The sequence below is a fragment of the Streptomyces erythrochromogenes genome (assembly GCF_040684695.1).
Classification (GTDB): Bacteria; Actinomycetota; Actinomycetes; order Streptomycetales; family Streptomycetaceae; genus Streptomyces; species Streptomyces erythrochromogenes_C.
Genome location: NZ_JBFBGM010000004.1, coordinates 265650 through 282066, shown reverse-complemented (window position 1 = coordinate 282066; position 16417 = coordinate 265650). Strand labels below are relative to the sequence as shown.

The window sequence follows — 16417 nt, the reverse complement described above, 5'->3', positions numbered from 1 at the left end:
GTCCTTACGGCTGCGGATTAGTGTCTCTCGTAACAGCTGAGACGTCTTCGAGGGTATTACGTAGGGAGGGGTTCGGGATGGCGGATGCGACGGACACGGCGGACACGACCGACGCGGGGCGGACCGGTACCGACTGGCAGGCCTGGCAGGACAGCTGGGACCGCCAGCAGGAGTGGTACATGCCCGACCGCGAGGAGCGGTTCCGGGTGATGCTGGACATGGTCGAGGCACTGGTGGGATCCACCCCCCGGGTGCTGGATCTCGCATGCGGTACGGGAAGTATTACGGACCGCGTCCTCAAGCGGTTCCCGGGAGCCACCAGTACGGGCGTCGATCTCGACCCCGCGCTGTTGACCATCGCCCGGGGCCACTTCTCGGGGGACGGGCGGGTCTCGTTCGTGACCGCCGACCTCAAGGACCCCGACTGGCGCTCGGCCCTCCCCCACGGCGGCCGCGAGGGCTACGACGTCATCCTGACCGCCACCGCCCTGCACTGGCTGCACAGCAAGGACCTGGCGGTGCTGTACGGGCAGCTCGCGCCGCTGCTGGTCCCCGGCGGGGCGTTCATGAACGCCGACCACATGCCCGACCCGGCCACCCCGCGCATCAACGCCGCCGAGCGCGCTCACCGGCACGCCGGCATGGACCGGGCCAAGGAGGCGGGGGCGGTGGACTGGCGCGAGTGGTGGGCCCTGGCCGCCGCCGACCCGGCGCTGGCCGAGCCGACCGCCCGCCGCTTCGAGATCTACGGGGAGCACGCCGACGGCGACACCCCCTCCGCGGCCTGGCACGCCGAGACCCTGCGCGCCGCGGGCTTCGCGGAGGCCCGTACGGTCTGGCGCTCGCCCTCCGACGCGCTGGTCCTAGGTCTGAAGTAGGGAATCCGCAACGGCGGCGGAACCGGGGCGCGGCAAGACCGAGGGGCGGTACGGGAATCCGTACCGCCCCTCGGCCGCGTCCGCCGGTCCCGACTACAGCACCTTGGAGAGGAACGCCTTGGTGCGCTCGTGCTGGGGGTTGCCCAGTACCTCGCGGGGGTGGCCCGACTCGACGACGACGCCGCCGTCCATGAAGACGAGGTTGTCGCCGACCTCGCGGGCGAAGCCCATCTCGTGGGTGACCACGATCATGGTCATGCCCGATTCGGCGAGGTCCCGCATGACGTCCAGGACGTCACCGACCAGCTCGGGGTCCAGGGCCGAGGTGGGCTCGTCGAAGAGCATCAGCTTCGGCTCCATGGCCAGCGCGCGGGCGATCGCCACGCGCTGCTGCTGGCCGCCGGAGAGCTGGGAGGGGTAGTTCCCGCCCTTCTCCCCCAGGCCCACCCGGTCCAGGAGGCGGATGGCGCGCTCGCGGGCCACGGCCTTGGACTCGCCCTTGACCATGACCGGGGCTTCCATGACGTTCTCTATGGCCGTCATGTGCGGGAAGAGGTTGAAGCGCTGGAAGACCATGCCGATGTCCCGGCGCTGGGCCGCGACCTCGCTGTCCTTCAGCTCGTAGAGCTTGTCGCCCTTCTGGCGGTAGCCGACGAGGTCCCCGTCGACGTACAGCCGTCCGGCGTTGATCTGCTCCAGGTGGTTGATGCACCGCAGGAAGGTCGACTTGCCGGAGCCGGACGGGCCGACCAGGCAGAAGACCTCACGCGGAGCGACCTCCAGGTCGATGCCCTTGAGGATGTGCGCCGCACCGTAGGACTTGTGGACGCCCTCGGCCTTCACCATGGCAGTCATCAGGCCACCGCCTTGCTGTTCGAGAAGCTGGACAGCTTCGCCTTGATCTTCTGCAGCGGCGTGGGCGGCAGGGTCCGGAGCGCGCCACGGGCGTAGCGGCGCTCCAGGTAGTACTGGCCGACGCTGAACACGCTGGTCAGCGCCAGGTACCAGATCGAGGCGACGAAGAACATCTCCATGACCGCGAAGGAGGTCGAGGCGATGTCCTGCGCGGCGCGCAGCAGGTCGAAGTACTGCACGGCGACGACGAGCGACGACGTCTTGAGCATGTTGATGAACTCGTTGCCCGTCGGAGGCACGATCACCCGCATGGCCTGCGGCAGGACGACGCGGCGCATGGTCTGCGTCCGGGTCATGCCCAGCGCGTGCGAGGCCTCGGTCTGGCCCTCGTCGACCGACTGGATGCCGGCCCGGACGATCTCCGCCATGTACGCGCCCTCGTTGAGGCCCAGACCCAGCAGGGCGGCCAGGAACGGCGTCATGACCTGGGTCATCTCGTCCTTGTAGAACCCGAGGTTCAGGATCGGGAAGATCAGGGCGAGGTTGAACCAGATGAGGAGCTGGACGTACACCGGGGTGCCGCGGAAGAGCCAGATGTAGAACCAGGCGATGGTGCTGGTCACCGGGTTCTTCGAGAGGCGCATGACCGCGAACAGGACGCCGAGCGCCAGGCCCAGGGCCATGGCGGTGACGCTGATCCAGATCGTGTTGACGACGCCTCGGAGGATCGAGGGGTCGAACAGCTTCTCCGGCACGGTCGCCCAGCGCACGTTGCCCTGGGAGAAGGCGACGATGAGCGCCACGACCAGACCGATGACGACCACGGCACTGATCCAGCGGCCGTAGTGGCGGACCGGGATGGCACGGATCGCCTCGGGGGGGACGGAACCGGCCGGCGGGGTGTCCGCCGGACCCGGGTCCTTGTCGAGCTTGTCAGTCACAGTGACTGCCCTTCAGTGTGCTGCGGTGGTACGCGGAGGTCAGGAACCGGCGTTGATCTTGGCCTCGGTGACGGCGCCGGAGCCCGCGTTCCACTTGTCCAGAGCGGCCTTGTAGGTGCCGTCCTTGATGATCGCGTCGAGGGCTTCCTTGAGCGCGTCGCGCAGCTCGGTGTTCTTCTTGTCCACCGCGATGCCGAAGAGGCCGGCGTCGGTCGGGTTGGCGATGGCCTCGAAGTCGTTGCCGCCGCCGGCGGTCTGCGCGATGTACGCGGCGACCGGGGAGTCGTTCAGGTCGGCGGCGGCGCCACCGGCCTTCACGCGGGTCTGGGCCTCGGCGTCGGTCGGGAAGGACTCGACCTTGAGCTCGCCCTTGCCGTCCGTCTTGCACTTCTCGGCCTGGGTCTTCGCGGACTCCTCGTACGTGGTGCCGCGCTGGACGGCGACCGTCTTGCCGCACAGGTCGTCGAGGGTCTTGATGCCCTGCGGGTTGCCCTTCTTGACCAGGATGCCGGTCGAGGCGGAGAAGTAGTCGACGAAGTCGACGCCGGCACCGGTCTTGGCGCCCTTGTCGTCCAGGCCCTCCTGACGGGCCTTGGTGTCGGTGAGGGAGGACATGACCAGGTCGCTGCGGCCGGTCTGCATGCTGCCGATCAGCGTGTCGAAGGTGCCCGACTCGAACTTGAACTGGACGCCGAGCTGCTTGCTCAGGGCGGCGGCCACGTCGGGGTCGACGCCGACGATCTTGCCACCCTCGGTGAACTCCATCGGCGCGTAGGTCGCGTCGGTGCCGACCTTGATCACACCGGCGTCCTGGATCTTCTTCGGGAGCTTCGAGAAGAGCGGCGCGCTGCTGTTGTTCGCCGCACCCGACGGGGTCGAGGTCGCCTTGTCGGTCTGGTCGCCACAGCCGGTGAGGATCAGGGCGCCGGCGACCGCGATCGCGCCGACCGCGGCGATCCGGGACCGTGCGGCGGTCGTACGACGGGTGGTGCTAGCGGTCATGGCTTGGTTCCTCCGGCACTGGTGGAAAAGCAACGAAAAACGGTCGGACACGCACCATCGAGTGTCGCGACCTTGTGTGATTACGGCATCTTGCCATTCGGACTGAGACATTCAGGGTGCCCGTCAGGTCAAAATCGCATAACGGGCGACCGGGGTAGGCCAACAGGACTGCGGGCAAGGGGGTTCGAGGCCGTAGATACTGCCGTGACCAGGCCTTTTGAGCGCAGTTTCTCCGGGGCGTCTCGCCCACCGGACGGGAAGGTTTGGACTTTTCGCCAAAAGGCGGGCAGGTGGCCTACGGTTGAGCCGGAATCGACTCGTCTGAGCGAGTGTTCTTCGGGTAGAACAGATCCTTACACCCCTCATCCGGGGCTCAGGGCGCGCGTGCGGCGCGCCCGCGCGTACGAACCTCCCCTCCGCGGAGACGGGCCAACCGTCGATGCGGAGTACGGACGCGGTGCCCGCCCACCCCTTAACCAGGAGTGGCCACCCTCAACGAACAAAAGGAATTAAGGGGTCACACGAAGTGGCAGCGGAGATCGTCAACCCTCGCAGCGACAGTGCTACGGACAACAACCCGGACGCGGTGTTCGCACTGCACCGGGGCGGCAAGATGGCCATCCAGGCGACCGTTCCGGTGAACGACAAGGACGACCTGTCCCTGGCGTACACCCCCGGCGTGGCGAAGGTGTGCACCGCCATCGCCGAGCAGCCGGAGCTGGTGAACGAGTACACCTGGAAGTCGAACGTGGTCGCCGTCGTCACCGACGGCACGGCCGTGCTCGGCCTCGGTGACATCGGCCCGGAAGCCTCCCTCCCCGTGATGGAGGGCAAGGCCATCCTCTTCAAGCAGTTCGGTGGTGTCGACGCGGTCCCGATCGCGCTGGCCACCAAGGACACGGACGAGATCGTCGAGACGGTCATCCGTCTGGCGCCGTCCTTCGGCGGGGTCAACCTGGAGGACATCTCCGCGCCCCGCTGCTTCGAGATCGAGCGGCGCCTCCAGGAGGCGCTGGACATCCCGATCTTCCACGACGACCAGCACGGCACGGCCATCGTGACGCTGGCCGCCCTGCGCAACGCCGCCAAGCTCACCGGTCGCACCCTCGGCGACCTGCGCGCCGTGATCGCGGGCGCGGGCGCGGCGGGCATCGCCATCGCCAAGATCCTGGTGGACGCGGGCATCGGCGACGTCTGCGTCACCGACCGCAAGGGCGTCGTGTCCGCGGACCGCTCCGACCTGACGGACGTCAAGGCGGAGATCGCGGGCCTGACCAACAAGACGGGCCAGACCGGCTCGCTGGAGCAGGCCCTGGCCGGCGCGGACGTGTTCATCGGCGTCTCCGGCGGCTCCGTCGCCGAGGAGGCGGTGGCCACCATGGCGAAGGACGCGTTCGTCTTCGCGATGGCCAACCCGAACCCGGAGGTCCACCCGGACGTCGCGCACAAGTACGCGGCGGTCGTGGCCACGGGCCGTTCGGACTTCCCGAACCAGATCAACAACGTGCTGGCGTTCCCGGGCATCTTCGCGGGTGCCTTCAAGGTGCGCGCCACCCGGATCACCGAGGGCATGAAGATCGCCGCCGCCGACGCCATCGCCGGTGTCGTCGGTGACGAGCTCGCCGCCGACTACGTGATCCCCTCGCCGTTCGACGAGCGCGTCGCGGAGGCCGTCGCCGCGGCCGTCGCCGCCGCGGCCAAGGCCGACGGCGTGGCCCGCCTGGTCTGATCACGGACCCGAGCAGTACGCGAAGAGGCCCGACCGGATCCCCTCCGGCCGGGCCTCTTCGCGTAGGCGGCCCGGCCCGGGCGGGCGCCCCGGTGCGACGAAGGCCTCACCGGCACGCTCGCCGGAGGTCTGGAACCGGGGACCTACCGAGCGGTAGCGTCGCCGCATGTTCGCTGCCTATGCCGCCCGAATCGACCGTGACCAGCCGCTGAACGGCCTTGTGCTGGGCGACCGCCCCGCCCCCGAGGCCCGTCCCGGCTGGGTGACCGTGAACGTCAAGGCCGCCTCCCTCAACCACCACGACCTGTGGTCGCTGCGCGGGGTGGGCCTCGGCGAGGAGAGCCTCCCGATGATCCTCGGCTGCGACGCGGCCGGGATCGACCAGGACGGCAACGAGGTCGTCCTGCACTCCGTGATCGGCCAGAGCGGCCACGGGGTCGGCCCGGACGAGCCCCGCTCGATCCTGACCGAGCGCTACCAGGGGACCTTCGCCGAGCAGGTGACCGTGCCCGCCTGGAACGTCCTGCGCAAGCCCGCCGAGCTGTCCTTCGAGGAGGCCGCCTGCCTTCCGACGGCGTGGCTGACCGCGTACCGGATGCTGTTCACCAACGCCGGGGTGCGCCCCGGGGACTCCGTCCTGGTGCAGGGCGCCGGCGGCGGGGTGGCGACCGCCGCGATCGCCCTCGGCAAGGCGGCGGGGCTGCGGGTGTTCGCCACCAGCCGTGACGAGGCCAAGCGCAAGCGGGCTGTGGAGCTCGGCGCGGTGGAGGCGTTCGAGCCGGGTGCGCGGCTGCCGCAGCGGGTGGACGCGGTGATCGAGACCGTGGGCGCCGCCACCTGGTCCCACTCGGTGAAGTCCCTTCGCCCCGGCGGCACCCTGGTGATCTCCGGCGCCACGAGCGGCGACCGCCCGGCGCACGCCGAGCTGACGCGGATCTTCTTCCTGGAGCTGAAGGTGGTCGGCTCGACGATGGGCTCGAAGGACGAGCTGGAGGACCTCCTCGCCTTCTGCGCCGCGACCGGGCTGCGGCCGGTGATCGACGAGGTCCTGCCGCTGGACCGGGCGCGCGAGGGCTTCGAGAAGCTGGCGTCGGGCGACCTCTTCGGCAAGATCGTCCTCAAGCCCTGACCGCCACCCGTGTCAACCGGGGTTGACGAGCCTCCCGCGTCAACCTACATTGACATGCATGACCGAAGCCACTGATCTCGCCGAGCGGGCCGGAGACCGGGACCCGCGCGTGGGCCTGCGCGCCGTGGCCGCCCTCCGCAGGCTGCTGGAGCAGCTGGAGGCCGTACAGGTGCGCAGCGCCCGCGCGCAGGGCTGGTCCTGGCAGGAGATCGCGGCCGAGCTCGGCGTGAGCCGGCAGGCCGTGCACAAGAAGTACGGGAGGCTGTGATGTTCGAACGCTTCACCCGTGAGGCCCGGTCGACCGTGACCGGGGCGGTGGCCGAGGCCCGGCAGGCCCGGGCCGCCACCGTCACCGAGGAGCACCTGTTGCTCTCCCTGCTGGCCCTGGGCGCCCTGGACCCCCTCGGCGTGGACCGGGCGGCGGTGGCCGCCGATCTCGCGGCGGCCCGCCGCCGGGGCGGCATGTCCCGGGCGGACGAGGAGGCCCTGGCCGGGCTCGGCATCGACCTCACCGAGATCGTCTCCCGGATCGAGGAGACCCACGGCGAGGGCGTCCTCGCGGCGCCCGCGCCGCGCCGCCGGACGCTGGGCTCCTCGCTCCGCTCGGCCCTGGGCCGGGCCGAGGCGGACGACGGCGGCGGCAGCCGCCACGTCCCCTTCACGGAGGGCTCGAAGAAGGTGCTGGAGCAGTCCCTGCGCATCGCGCTGGGCCGCAAGGACCGCCACATCGGGACCCTGCACCTGCTGCTGGCCCTGCTCTCGCATCCCGGCACGGTCTCCGAGGTCCTGGCGGACCACGGCATCACGTACGCGACGGCCGAGACCCGCGACTGACGGACCGGGACCGCTCCCGCACCCTCCAGCCTCGCCGGCGTTTGAGGCGCGGGGTCCGGGGCGGAGCCCCGGCGGCCGTGGGACGGCTGGGCTACGGCCTGGGGGCGAACGTGGTTCCCAGCCGGGCGGCGGCGGCCGCGAGGTGGTCGCGGGCCTCGGCCACCCGGGCCGCGGTCACCCCCTGGTCCCGCGCGGCGTCGCGCACCTCGTCGCGGAAGCGGTCCAGGAGCCGGTCCAGGTCACGGGCCGGATCGCCGGTCGGCGTCAGGTCCGCGGCCCAGTCCGGCACCGGGCCCGCGTCCGCCGCTCCGGACCTGCCCGACGCGTCGGACCCGCCCGGCGCTCCGGCGCCCTGGGTGCCGCCGCCGAGCCAGGCACCGGCCAGACCGCCCAGGACTCCGCCGGACTTGGCGAACTGCTCCTGGAGCTGCCCCGCGATGCGCTGGACCTCCTCGCGGGCCCGGTCCTGGGCCTCCTTGGCCTGGCGACGGGCGGTCTGCGCCTCCTCGCGGGCCCTGCGGCTCTCGTCCTTCGCCCGGCGGGCCTGCTCCTTCCATTCCTGCCTGGCCTTGCGCAGCTCCTCCTTGGCCGCCTTCCAGGAGTCGTCCTCGCCCACCCGGGTCGCCGACGCGGAGGCCGCCGCCCGCATCTCGCGCCGCAGGTCGCCCGCCGCGCCCCGGACGTCGCTGCGGATCTCGGCGGCCAGTTCGCTGACCGAGTCGCGGATCTCCAGCTCCAGGTCGGCCAGCTCGCCGCTGCGGTCGGCCAGTTCGGCGCGGCCCGCCTCGGTGATGGAGTACACCTTGCGCCCGCCCTCGGTGGCGTACGTGACCAGGCCCTCCGCCTCCAGCTTCGACAGGCGCGGGTAGACCGTGCCCGCCGAGGGGGCGTACAGGCCCTGGAAGCGCTCCTCCAGCAGGCGGATCACCTCGTAGCCGTGGCGCGGCGCCTCGTCCAGCAGCTTGAGCAGGTAGAGGCGGAGGCGGCCGTGGGCGAAGACGGGCGGCATCTCAGAGCACCTTCTTGTCGAGCGCGAGCGGGGCGGGGGCGTCGGGGTCGGCCTGCGGGCGGCGCAGCAGGGCGATGCCGCCGGAGACCGTGGTGGCCCGCAGGGTGCCGGCGCCGGAGCCGAGGGTGCCGGTGATCCGCTTGGCGCCGAGCTGGCCGGAGACCCGCAGGTCCTCGAAGGCGTTGGAGACGCCGCCGGTGGCGGTGTTGGCCTCGACGCGGGCGTCGGCCGGGTGCGGGAGGCGGATGGCGACCTGGCCGGAGACGGAGTTCAGGGCGATGTCCACGGGGCGCTCGGCGTCCGGGCCGGGATCCAGGTCGATCAGCATGTCGCCGCTGACCGAGTCGGCACGCACGCTCACGCCCGCGCCGTCGACGACGGTCAGGCCGCCGGAGACCGAGTGGAAGCCGAGGTCGCCGGTGACGGACTGGGCCTCGACGCTGCCGGAGACGGTGTGCGCCTTGACCCGGCCGGACAGTCCGACCAGCGTGGCGTCGCCGGAGACCCCCTTGACGTCGGTCTCGGCGGAGATCCCGGACACGAAGGCGGCGGCGTCGACCGTGGCGACGTGGACGCGGGTGGCGGCGGGCACGGTGAGGGTGACCGCCGCGCGGCGCTCCCACACCTTGCGGCCGGAGGAGGAGGAACCGGACCAGGCCTTCCAGGGCTTGTCCTCGAACCACTGCTTGAGGCCCTGGGAGCCGTTCCAGGGCACGTCCTCGTAGGAGACGGTGAGGGTGCCGCCCTCCTGCACCACGTACAGGGGCGGACCGTCGACCTCGGTCACCTCCAGGCGGGCCGGGCCCTCCTCGGCGGCGACCACGTTCACGGTTCCGCTGACGACGCGTACGCGGAGCTCGGTCACCGGCTCCTCGAAGGTGAGCTTCTGCGGCTCGGCGAAGTGCCACGTCGACCGCGACGGCTGGGACGACTGCTCTGACATGGTGCTGATCCTCCTCGTGCGTTCACGGACAGGCTCGACGCACGCAACATATCGCGTCTTCTGAGAACACGATATATCGCGGTCGGGTGAAGTCAAGCGTCGTGTCGCAATCCGCCATTTGGGGGTGATTTGCCTTAGCGTGTGAGCATGTCAATTTCCGGACCCCCGACCGGCGGGATGCTCCTCTGCCGTGCCGAACCGCTCGCCGCCCGCTCCCCCGCGCACCTGCTGCGCGTACGCCTGCTGCTCGCCCCGGCCGGCGCGTGGACCGTGCTCGTTCCCGAGGACAAGCCGTGGCTGACGGGCGGGGAGGGCGCGGCCGAGGTGTTCTCCGGCTGGGGTTCGGCGATCGCCGTCGCCGCCGACCGGCCGGTGCTGGGCCTGTGGTGGGAGGGCGGCCGGGCCGGCTTCTCGCTGGCCGGCGGCTTCCGCAGGACGGTCTCCCAGGAGTGGGACGCGGCGGGGCGGGCCTGCGGCGACCCCGATGCGATGCGGACCCTGGCGGCGCGGCTGGGACTGGACCCCGTACTCGACCTGGAGGAGCTGGAGCGGCTCACCCGCCCCGGCTCCGGGCCGGACGCGGACGGGCCGGACGCCGACGGGCCGGACACGGATGGCCCGGACCGGCTGCGCGCGCTGACCGCGCTGCTGATCAGAGCCGGGCTGGCCCTGCCGCCCGGCCTGACGCCGGGCGAGCCCGCCGACCGGCTGCGGGGCGCGGCCCGGATGGCGCCGGGCGTCGAGGAGCTGGAGCGGCCGGGCCGGAGCGACGCCATGCGGGCCCGGCTCGACGCGGCGGAGGCGGGCCCGCTGGGCCCGTGGGTCCGCGGCCCGAGGGCCCGGCGGCTGGGCGCGGCCCACGTCGCCGCGGGGGCTCCGCTCCTGGTGTGGGCGGCCCGGCGCCGCAGCCCCGCGTGGGCCGCGGCGGGTGCCTTCCTGCTGGCCCAGGGAGCGCTCTCGCTGGCCTACGACCGGGCGCGCGCCCGGAGTTGACCCGCGGAGGCTCTGCGGGAGCGGATGCCCTCCCGGAAGGAACCACCCTCCGGGAGGGGATCAGGCCGCTTCCAGCAGGGGGCTCGCGTGGTGGTGCAGCCAGGCCCGGTACGGGGGCGTGCGCAGGGCCGCCTCGCGGTAGGCCGCGCGGAGGTCCTCGTAGACCTCGGCGTGCGCGCCGGGGCGGGTCGCCAGGAGCAGCCGCACGGCCAGGGGGTCCCCGCACAGCGGCCGGATCGCCATGTCCTCGCGCGGCCCGGACGTCGGCTGGCAGGGCGCGACCGCCTCGCCGGAGATGATCAGCGAGGTGGCCGTGTGGTAGTCGGTGTGCAGCACCGGCGGGTCGAGCCCGGCCCCGGCGAAGACCCTGCGCAGGCCGTCCCATTCGCCGTCGACCGACGGATCCACCGCCCAGCGGTCCGCGGCCAGGTCCCGTAAGGAGACGACCTCCTGGGTCGCGGCGGGATGGTCCCTCGGCATGGAGACGAACTGCGGCTCCCGCTCCATCAGCACGTGCGTCTGGAGCCCTTCGGGCACCCGCAGCGGGCTGCCCTCCACCTCGTGCACGAAGGCCACGTCCAGCTGCCCCGCGGCGACCATCCTGAGCAGCGCGTTCGCCGAGACGTCCACCAGGAGGGAGGTCTCGGTGTCCGGCAGCCGCCGGTGCAGGCGCCGCAGCCATCCCGGCAGTGCCCGGCTGGCCGTCGAGCCGATGCGCAGCCGCGGCCCGTGGGCCTGTGCGCGGGCCTCGGCCACCAGCGCGGCCATGTCGGCGAGAAGCGGCCGGGCCCGGCCCAGTACGGTGCGGCCGAAAGGAGTGGGCCGGCAGCCGGTCCGCTCGCGCAGGAACAGCTCGCCGTCCAGGGCCCGTTCGATACGGCGCAACTGGGTCGTCAACGAGGGCTGGCTCACGCCGAGTTGCCGGGCGGCCTTGTGCAGGCTGCCGGCGTCGGCGATGGCGCACAGCGCGCGCAGGTGCCTGACCTCAAGCTCCATGCCCCGAGGGTAGGCCGGGCCCGTGGACCGCACCAGCCACCGATAGCCCCCCGAATCCCGCCATTCTCACGCTAGTTGGGCTGTCGAAATCTTCCCGATAGGCCGGTGCTATCGGCCAGTGACATCATCCGCCGACCCGTTCCGCTCCCGCAGACTCCGGTACCGAACGACCCACCCCCCACCGCACCGGATGAGTAGGAGCTCCCCCACATGCGCCACTCCCGTAAGGCCCTGCTGGCGACCGCCGTCGGCATCGGTCTCGCCGCCACCCTCGGCGCCGTCCCCACCGCCGCCGCCGCGCCCGCCCCCGTCGGCAATGCCGCGAGCTTCGCGGCGTACGAGCGTTCGCCGGAGAACGCCGCCGCCAACAAGGCGTTCTTCGAGGCCGTTCAGCGCTCGGTCGCCGAGCAGCGTGCCGCGAACCCGGGCGCCCTCGCCGTCACCGTCACGTACAACACCCGCAGCGCGCCCAGCTTCCGTACCCAGATAGCCAATTCCACCCGCATCTGGAACAGCTCGGTCAGCAACGTGAAGCTGCAGGAGGTGTCCTCCGGCGGGAACTTCTCCTACCGCGAGGGCAACGACTCGCGCGGCTCCTACGCGAGCACGGACGGGCACGGCCGGGGCTACATCTTCCTCGACTACCGGCAGAACCAGCAGTACAACTCCACCCGGGTGACCTCGCACGAGACCGGCCACGTGCTGGGTCTGCCGGACCACTACTCGGGTCCGTGCAGCGAGCTGATGTCGGGCGGCGGCCCGGGCACCTCGTGCACCAACGCCACCCCGAACTCCGCCGAGCGGTCGCGCGTCAACCAGCTGTGGGCCAACGGCTTCGCCTCCGGCCTGGGGACGAAGGAGCTGGCCCCCGCGGGCTGAGTCACCGCCCCGCGCGCTCCAGGTAGTCCGTGCAGTCGGGGTTCCGGCAGGGACCCCGGCTCCACACCGGGATGAAGACCCCGAGTGACTTGCGCCGCCTGACCACCGTGTCGACGCGGAGCCCGCACGCCGGGCACGTCTGCTGTTCGTGCCCGGCCTGCGGGGCCACGGTCTCGTGCGCGTGCTGCTGTTCACCGGCCATACCTCCACGGTAGGCCGGTTTTCGCATGTCCGCGGGTCAGCGCCGGACGGCGTAGGTGCTGACGATCTGGCCGCCGCCGAGGGTGGTGACCCCGGTGAGCTCCAGGGGTCGCACTCCGAAGCCGGCGCGCGTCATCGGCATGCCGGTGCCCGCGAGGACCGGGTAGGTCTTGACGACGAACTCGTCGATCTCGTCGATCAGCTGGGTGGCCAGGTCCGCGCCGCCGCAGAGCCAGATGCCGAGCCCGTCGAGGGCCTTGAGCTCACGGACCCGGGCCGCCACGTCGCCGCTGATCAGCCGCACCTGCGGGTCGGGCGGGGTGGTGAGGGAGCGCGAGACCACGTACTGCTCGGGCAGGTGGCCGTAGGGGCTGGCCATGCCCGCCTTCAGGCCCGGCTCGTAGGTGGCGCGCCCCATGAGGACCGCGTCGAAGCGCTTCGGCGGGGTGTCGGCGATCCCGAGCTGCGCGCGCCCCTGGGCGGCGATGGTCTCCGGGTACTCGGCCTTGAGGTGCTCGACGAACTCTGCGTCGAGGTGGCTGTAGAAGAAGTCGCCGTCGCCGTCGGGGGCACCGATGAACCCGTCGACGGTGGTGGCGATGAAGTACGTGAGCTTGCGCAAGCGATTCTCTTTCGTCGGCCCGTGCCACCGCACCGGGGCACGCCGAGCAAAGTACTTCAGGTGAAGTGGTTACGCAAGCTCCCGCACCCCCGGCGGCCGTCAGCCCCTGGGCTTGCGCCACATCGGCCACATCAGCGGCCCGTCCGGCAGACGCACCGCCTCGCCGGTGAACTCCCAGCCGAGCCGTTCGTACAGCCCCTTGCTGCGCTCGCTGCTCGCCTCCAGGTACGCCGGCACGCCCTCGCGGTCGCAGCGCTCCAGCACCGGCCGCATCAGCTCGGTGCCCAGCCCCTCCCCCTGCCGGCCCGGGTCGACCGCGATCATCAGCAGGTACTCGTGCTCCTCGGACGTCGGGTGCACCGCTCCCGTCAGCCGCCCCACCAGTTCGCACCGCTCGTTGTCCGGGTCGGCCACGGCCCGCATCTTCGCCGGGACCTCGTCCTCGCCCTCCGGCTCGCCCGCCGGGATCCGCAGCCACAGCGCCGCCGCCGAACCGTCCACCGCGTAGTCGATCCGGCCCTCGGCCAGCGCGACGTCCACGAAGACGCCCAGGAACCTCCCGTGCACGGCGGCCCGGTGCTCGGGGTCCGGGAAGACCCAAGCGCTCACCGGGTCGGTGCGGAATGCCTCGTCGAGCAGGCGCGCCACCGCGTCCCGGTCCGACTGATCCGCCTGACGTATCTCCAGCGCCACTGGTCACACCCTTCACTCGACGATCAACAACCGCCAGTGATCCTAGAGTTGGCGCGCCCATGCGGTAAGGCCCGTTCCGCCACCGTGCGGTGCCGGAACGGGCCTCCCCCCGTCTCCTGCCGGTGATCACCTCGTACGGCGCGTCACGAACTCCGCCAGCGCCAGCAGTCCGCCCGCCGCCCCGAGGTCCGCAACGGCCCGGGACAGCTGCTGGACCGCGCGGCCCATCCGGTCCGCGGCCTGGGCCTGGGCCCAGTCGCGCCCGCCGGCCCGCTCCACCGCGTCGGCCGCCCTGAGCACGTCGTCCCCGGTCATGGGACCCGCGTACAGGTCGGCCAGTTCCCGGCCCGCCGCGGTGCCCGAGGTGAGGGCGGCCACGACCGGCAGGGACTTCTTGCGGGCGATCAGATCGGCGCCGGCGGGCTTGCCGGTGTGCCCGGGGTCCCCCCAGATGCCGATCAGGTCGTCGATCAGCTGGAAGGCCAGCCCCGCCTCCCGGCCGAAGGCGTCCATGGCGTCGACCTCGTCCGGTCCGGCTCCCGCGTACAGCGCGCCCAGGGCGCAGGCGCAGCCCAGCAGCGCCCCGGTCTTGGCCGTCGCCATGGTCAGGCACTCGTCGAGCGTGACGTCCGGGCGCTGCTCGAAGGCGCAGTCGGCCTGCTGGCCCGCGCAGAGTTCGATGATGCAGGCCGAGAGCCGGGAGGAGGCCGCCGCGGCGGCGGGGTGCGGATCGTCCGCGAGCAGTCGCTGCGCGAGCGCCATCATGGCGTCGCCCGTGATGATCGCGTCCGGTGTCCCGAAGACCGTCCAGGCGGTGGCCCGGCCGCGCCGGCGGACGTCCTTGTCGATGACGTCGTCGTGGAGCAGCGTGAAGTTGTGCGCCAGCTCCACCGCGACCGCGGCCGGTACGGCGTGGTCGACCGGGCCGCCGCCGGGGCCCTGCAGGGCCTGGGCGGCGGCGAGCACCAGGGCGGGCCGGATGGCCTTGCCGGGGCTGCCCTCGGCCGGGGTGCCGTCCGCGTGCTCCCAGCCGAAGTGGTACATCGCCACGCGCCGCATCCCGCCCGGCAGGCTCTCGACGGTGCGGCGCAGTTCCGGGTTGACCGTTTCCCTCGTCCGTTCCAGCAGGGCCGCGGCCTCCTGGCCCTCGCCGGTCGCGATCGCGTTCACCGTGATCAGCGCCAACGGCCGATCTCGACGTTCTCCAGCACGCCGAGCGCGTCCGGCACCAGCACCGCCGTGGAGAAGTAGGCGGTGACCAGGTAGGAGATGATCGCCTGCTCGCTGATCCCCATGAAGCGGACCGACAGGCTCGGCTCGATCTCGTCCGGGATGCCCGGCTGGTGCAGGCCGATCACGCCCTGCTCGTCCTCTCCGGTGCGCATGCACAGGATGGAGGTGGTGCGGGCGTCGCTGATCGGGATCTTGTTGCTCGGGAAGATCGGCACTCCGCGCCAGGTGGTGATCCGGGTGCCGTCGACGTCCACCGTCTCCGGGTAGATGCCGCGCTTGTTGCACTCGCGGCCGAAGGCGGCGATCGCCTTGGGGTGCGCCAGGAAGAGCTTGGATCCGCGCCGCATGCTGAGCAGCTGGTCCATGTCGTCGGGGGTGGGGCCGCCGTCGTGCGGCTGGATGCGCTGGTCGTAGTCGGCGTTGTGGAGCAGGCCGAAGTCGCGGTTGTTGAGCATCTCGTGCTCCTGGCGCTCGCGCAGCGCCTCGACCGTGAGCCGCAACTGCTGCTCGGTCTGGTTCATCGGCTGGTTGTAGAGGTCGGCGACGCGGGTGTGCACGCGCAGCACCGTCTGGGCGATGGAGAGCTCGTACTCGCGCGGGCGGCCCTCGTAGTCCACGAAGGTGCCGGGGAGGACGGCCTCGCCCTGGTGGCCGGCGGAGAGGTCGATCTCCGCCTCGCCGTACTTGTTGGTGCGCTGGGCGGGCATGGAGCGTACGCGGTCCAGGTGCTCGCGCAGCGAGGGGACGCGGTCGGCCAGCAGCTGGAAGTCCTGGCGGGACAGGGCGAGGGCGGTGCCGGGGGTGGCGGCGCGGGCGGTGTACTCCCAAATCGATTCTTCATCGACGAGGGCGTCCTCGCCGAAGTAGGCGCCGTCGGCGACGGTCCGCAGGACGGCGTCGTCCCCGTAGGGGCCCGGGCCGATCTGGTCGATGCGGCCGTGCGCGAGCAGGAAGACCTCGTCGGAGGGGCTGCCGAAGGAGGTCAGCTCCTGGCCGGCCTCGAAGTCGACCTGGCGGCAGCGCTGGGCGAGTTCGCCGAGGACGTCGAGGTCCTCGTAGTCGCGCAGGAGCGGGAGTTCGCCCAGCTCGGCCGGGATCACCTGGACCTGGGTCCCGGTCTTGACGAACTCCACGATGCCGTTGCCGACCGAGTAGCTCAGCCGCCGGTTCACCCGGTACGTGCCACCCTGCACCGACACCCACGGCAGCGCCTTCAGCAGCCACCGCGAAGTGATCTCCTGCATCTGCGGCGCGGACTTGGTCGTGGTTGCCAAGTTCCGTGCGGCCGCCGTCCCCAGACTGCGCTGCGGTGTCTGGGCCTCGGACTCGGAACCTGCCTGGACCGACATGTCTCTCCCTTTCGATCACTCCATGGGTCTGCGGGAGGCAGCCTTTCAGCACGCAACGTGGTGGGACCATTACACAAAAGGGTGGGACTACTCCGTCCGAGGGTGGGGCACCCTCTCGGATCGAACTCCCC

At 71.7% G+C, this 16417-nt stretch carries 18 protein-coding genes; 7 read left to right on the top strand and 11 right to left on the bottom strand.

The features are described from left to right. Positions 1-77: 77 nt before the first annotated feature. On the top strand, positions 78-878 hold the full coding sequence (locus AB0O53_RS10260; RefSeq protein WP_350987944.1) for a class I SAM-dependent methyltransferase: 801 nt from the start codon (positions 78-80) through the stop codon (positions 876-878). A 93-nt stretch (positions 879-971) separates the two neighbouring features. Here AB0O53_RS10260 and AB0O53_RS10255 read toward each other — a convergent pair whose 3' ends face one another. Genes AB0O53_RS10255 through AB0O53_RS10245 form a run of 3 tightly spaced genes read right to left on the bottom strand, consistent with a single transcriptional unit; the run spans position 972 to position 3676 of the window. After that, positions 972-1733 carry an amino acid ABC transporter ATP-binding protein gene (locus tag AB0O53_RS10255; protein ID WP_350987945.1) on the bottom strand — a complete coding sequence of 254 codons (762 nt, stop codon included), beginning with the start codon at positions 1731-1733 and terminating at the stop codon, positions 972-974. Further along, entirely contained in the window at positions 1733-2674 is a 942-nt protein-coding gene (locus AB0O53_RS10250; RefSeq protein WP_060176759.1) for an amino acid ABC transporter permease, read from the bottom strand. The genes AB0O53_RS10255 and AB0O53_RS10250 overlap by 1 nt, the downstream gene beginning before the upstream one ends. A 39-nt stretch (positions 2675-2713) precedes the next feature. Beyond that, positions 2714-3676 (bottom strand): ABC transporter substrate-binding protein, encoded by a 963-nt coding sequence (locus AB0O53_RS10245; protein WP_350987946.1) that lies wholly within the window; start codon positions 3674-3676, stop codon positions 2714-2716. A gap of 526 nt (positions 3677-4202) precedes the next feature. Here AB0O53_RS10245 and AB0O53_RS10240 point away from each other — a divergent pair. The 4 genes from AB0O53_RS10240 to AB0O53_RS10225 all read left to right on the top strand — a co-directional run bounded on the left by AB0O53_RS10240 (position 4203) and on the right by AB0O53_RS10225 (position 7368). Then, on the top strand, positions 4203-5405 hold the full coding sequence (locus AB0O53_RS10240) for an NAD(P)-dependent malic enzyme (RefSeq protein WP_031151655.1): 1203 nt from the start codon (positions 4203-4205) through the stop codon (positions 5403-5405). Positions 5406-5571: 166 nt separating this feature from the next. Next, complete coding sequence (locus AB0O53_RS10235; RefSeq protein ID WP_350987947.1) at positions 5572-6534, top strand: zinc-binding dehydrogenase; 963 nt, start codon at positions 5572-5574, stop codon at positions 6532-6534. Between the two features lie 58 nt (positions 6535-6592). Beyond that, positions 6593-6802 carry a helix-turn-helix domain-containing protein gene (locus AB0O53_RS10230; RefSeq protein WP_030013034.1) on the top strand — a complete coding sequence of 70 codons (210 nt, stop codon included), beginning with the start codon at positions 6593-6595 and terminating at the stop codon, positions 6800-6802. Further along, positions 6802-7368: a Clp protease N-terminal domain-containing protein gene (locus AB0O53_RS10225; RefSeq protein ID WP_365194445.1), complete on the top strand. Its 567-nt coding sequence runs from the start codon at positions 6802-6804 to the stop codon at positions 7366-7368. Before AB0O53_RS10230 ends, AB0O53_RS10225 begins: the two co-directional genes overlap by 1 nt. Before the next feature lie 91 nt (positions 7369-7459). Here AB0O53_RS10225 and AB0O53_RS10220 read toward each other — a convergent pair whose 3' ends face one another. Both AB0O53_RS10220 and AB0O53_RS10215 read right to left on the bottom strand, forming a co-directional pair. Continuing rightward, a complete protein-coding gene (locus AB0O53_RS10220) occupies positions 7460-8377 on the bottom strand; it encodes a PadR family transcriptional regulator (protein WP_365194442.1) in 918 nt (305 codons plus the stop codon). A 1-nt stretch (position 8378) separates the two neighbouring features. Beyond that, positions 8379-9320: a DUF4097 family beta strand repeat-containing protein gene (locus AB0O53_RS10215; protein ID WP_031151651.1), complete on the bottom strand. Its 942-nt coding sequence runs from the start codon at positions 9318-9320 to the stop codon at positions 8379-8381. Between the two features lie 147 nt (positions 9321-9467). Here AB0O53_RS10215 and AB0O53_RS10210 point away from each other — a divergent pair, with 147 nt between their 5' ends. Further along, on the top strand, positions 9468-10313 hold the full coding sequence (locus AB0O53_RS10210) for a hypothetical protein (RefSeq protein ID WP_365194439.1): 846 nt from the start codon (positions 9468-9470) through the stop codon (positions 10311-10313). Between the two features lie 60 nt (positions 10314-10373). Here AB0O53_RS10210 and AB0O53_RS10205 read toward each other — a convergent pair whose 3' ends face one another. After that, the gene (locus AB0O53_RS10205; protein WP_350987950.1) at positions 10374-11309 is read right to left on the bottom strand and encodes a LysR family transcriptional regulator; all 936 of its coding nucleotides are present in this window, start codon (positions 11307-11309) and stop codon (positions 10374-10376) included. Positions 11310-11519: 210 nt separating this feature from the next. Here AB0O53_RS10205 and snpA point away from each other — a divergent pair, with 210 nt between their 5' ends. Further along, complete coding sequence (gene snpA / locus AB0O53_RS10200; RefSeq protein ID WP_350987951.1) at positions 11520-12188, top strand: snapalysin; 669 nt, start codon at positions 11520-11522, stop codon at positions 12186-12188. A 1-nt stretch (position 12189) separates the two neighbouring features. On the opposite strand, the gene AB0O53_RS10195 is transcribed toward snpA, so the two are convergent. The 5 genes from AB0O53_RS10195 to AB0O53_RS10175 all read right to left on the bottom strand — a co-directional run bounded on the left by AB0O53_RS10195 (position 12190) and on the right by AB0O53_RS10175 (position 16286). Further along, on the bottom strand, positions 12190-12390 hold the full coding sequence (locus AB0O53_RS10195) for a hypothetical protein (RefSeq protein ID WP_350987952.1): 201 nt from the start codon (positions 12388-12390) through the stop codon (positions 12190-12192). A 36-nt stretch (positions 12391-12426) separates the two neighbouring features. Continuing rightward, the gene (locus AB0O53_RS10190; protein WP_350987953.1) at positions 12427-13011 is read right to left on the bottom strand and encodes a dihydrofolate reductase family protein; all 585 of its coding nucleotides are present in this window, start codon (positions 13009-13011) and stop codon (positions 12427-12429) included. Between the two features lie 99 nt (positions 13012-13110). After that, the gene (locus AB0O53_RS10185) at positions 13111-13704 is read right to left on the bottom strand and encodes a GNAT family N-acetyltransferase (RefSeq protein ID WP_350987954.1); all 594 of its coding nucleotides are present in this window, start codon (positions 13702-13704) and stop codon (positions 13111-13113) included. A gap of 126 nt (positions 13705-13830) precedes the next feature. Continuing rightward, positions 13831-14889 carry a family 2 encapsulin nanocompartment cargo protein polyprenyl transferase gene (locus tag AB0O53_RS10180; RefSeq protein ID WP_350987955.1) on the bottom strand — a complete coding sequence of 353 codons (1059 nt, stop codon included), beginning with the start codon at positions 14887-14889 and terminating at the stop codon, positions 13831-13833. After that, on the bottom strand, positions 14880-16286 hold the full coding sequence (locus AB0O53_RS10175) for a family 2B encapsulin nanocompartment shell protein (protein WP_350987956.1): 1407 nt from the start codon (positions 16284-16286) through the stop codon (positions 14880-14882). Before AB0O53_RS10175 ends, AB0O53_RS10180 begins: the two co-directional genes overlap by 10 nt. Between the last annotated feature and the right edge of the window lie 131 nt (positions 16287-16417).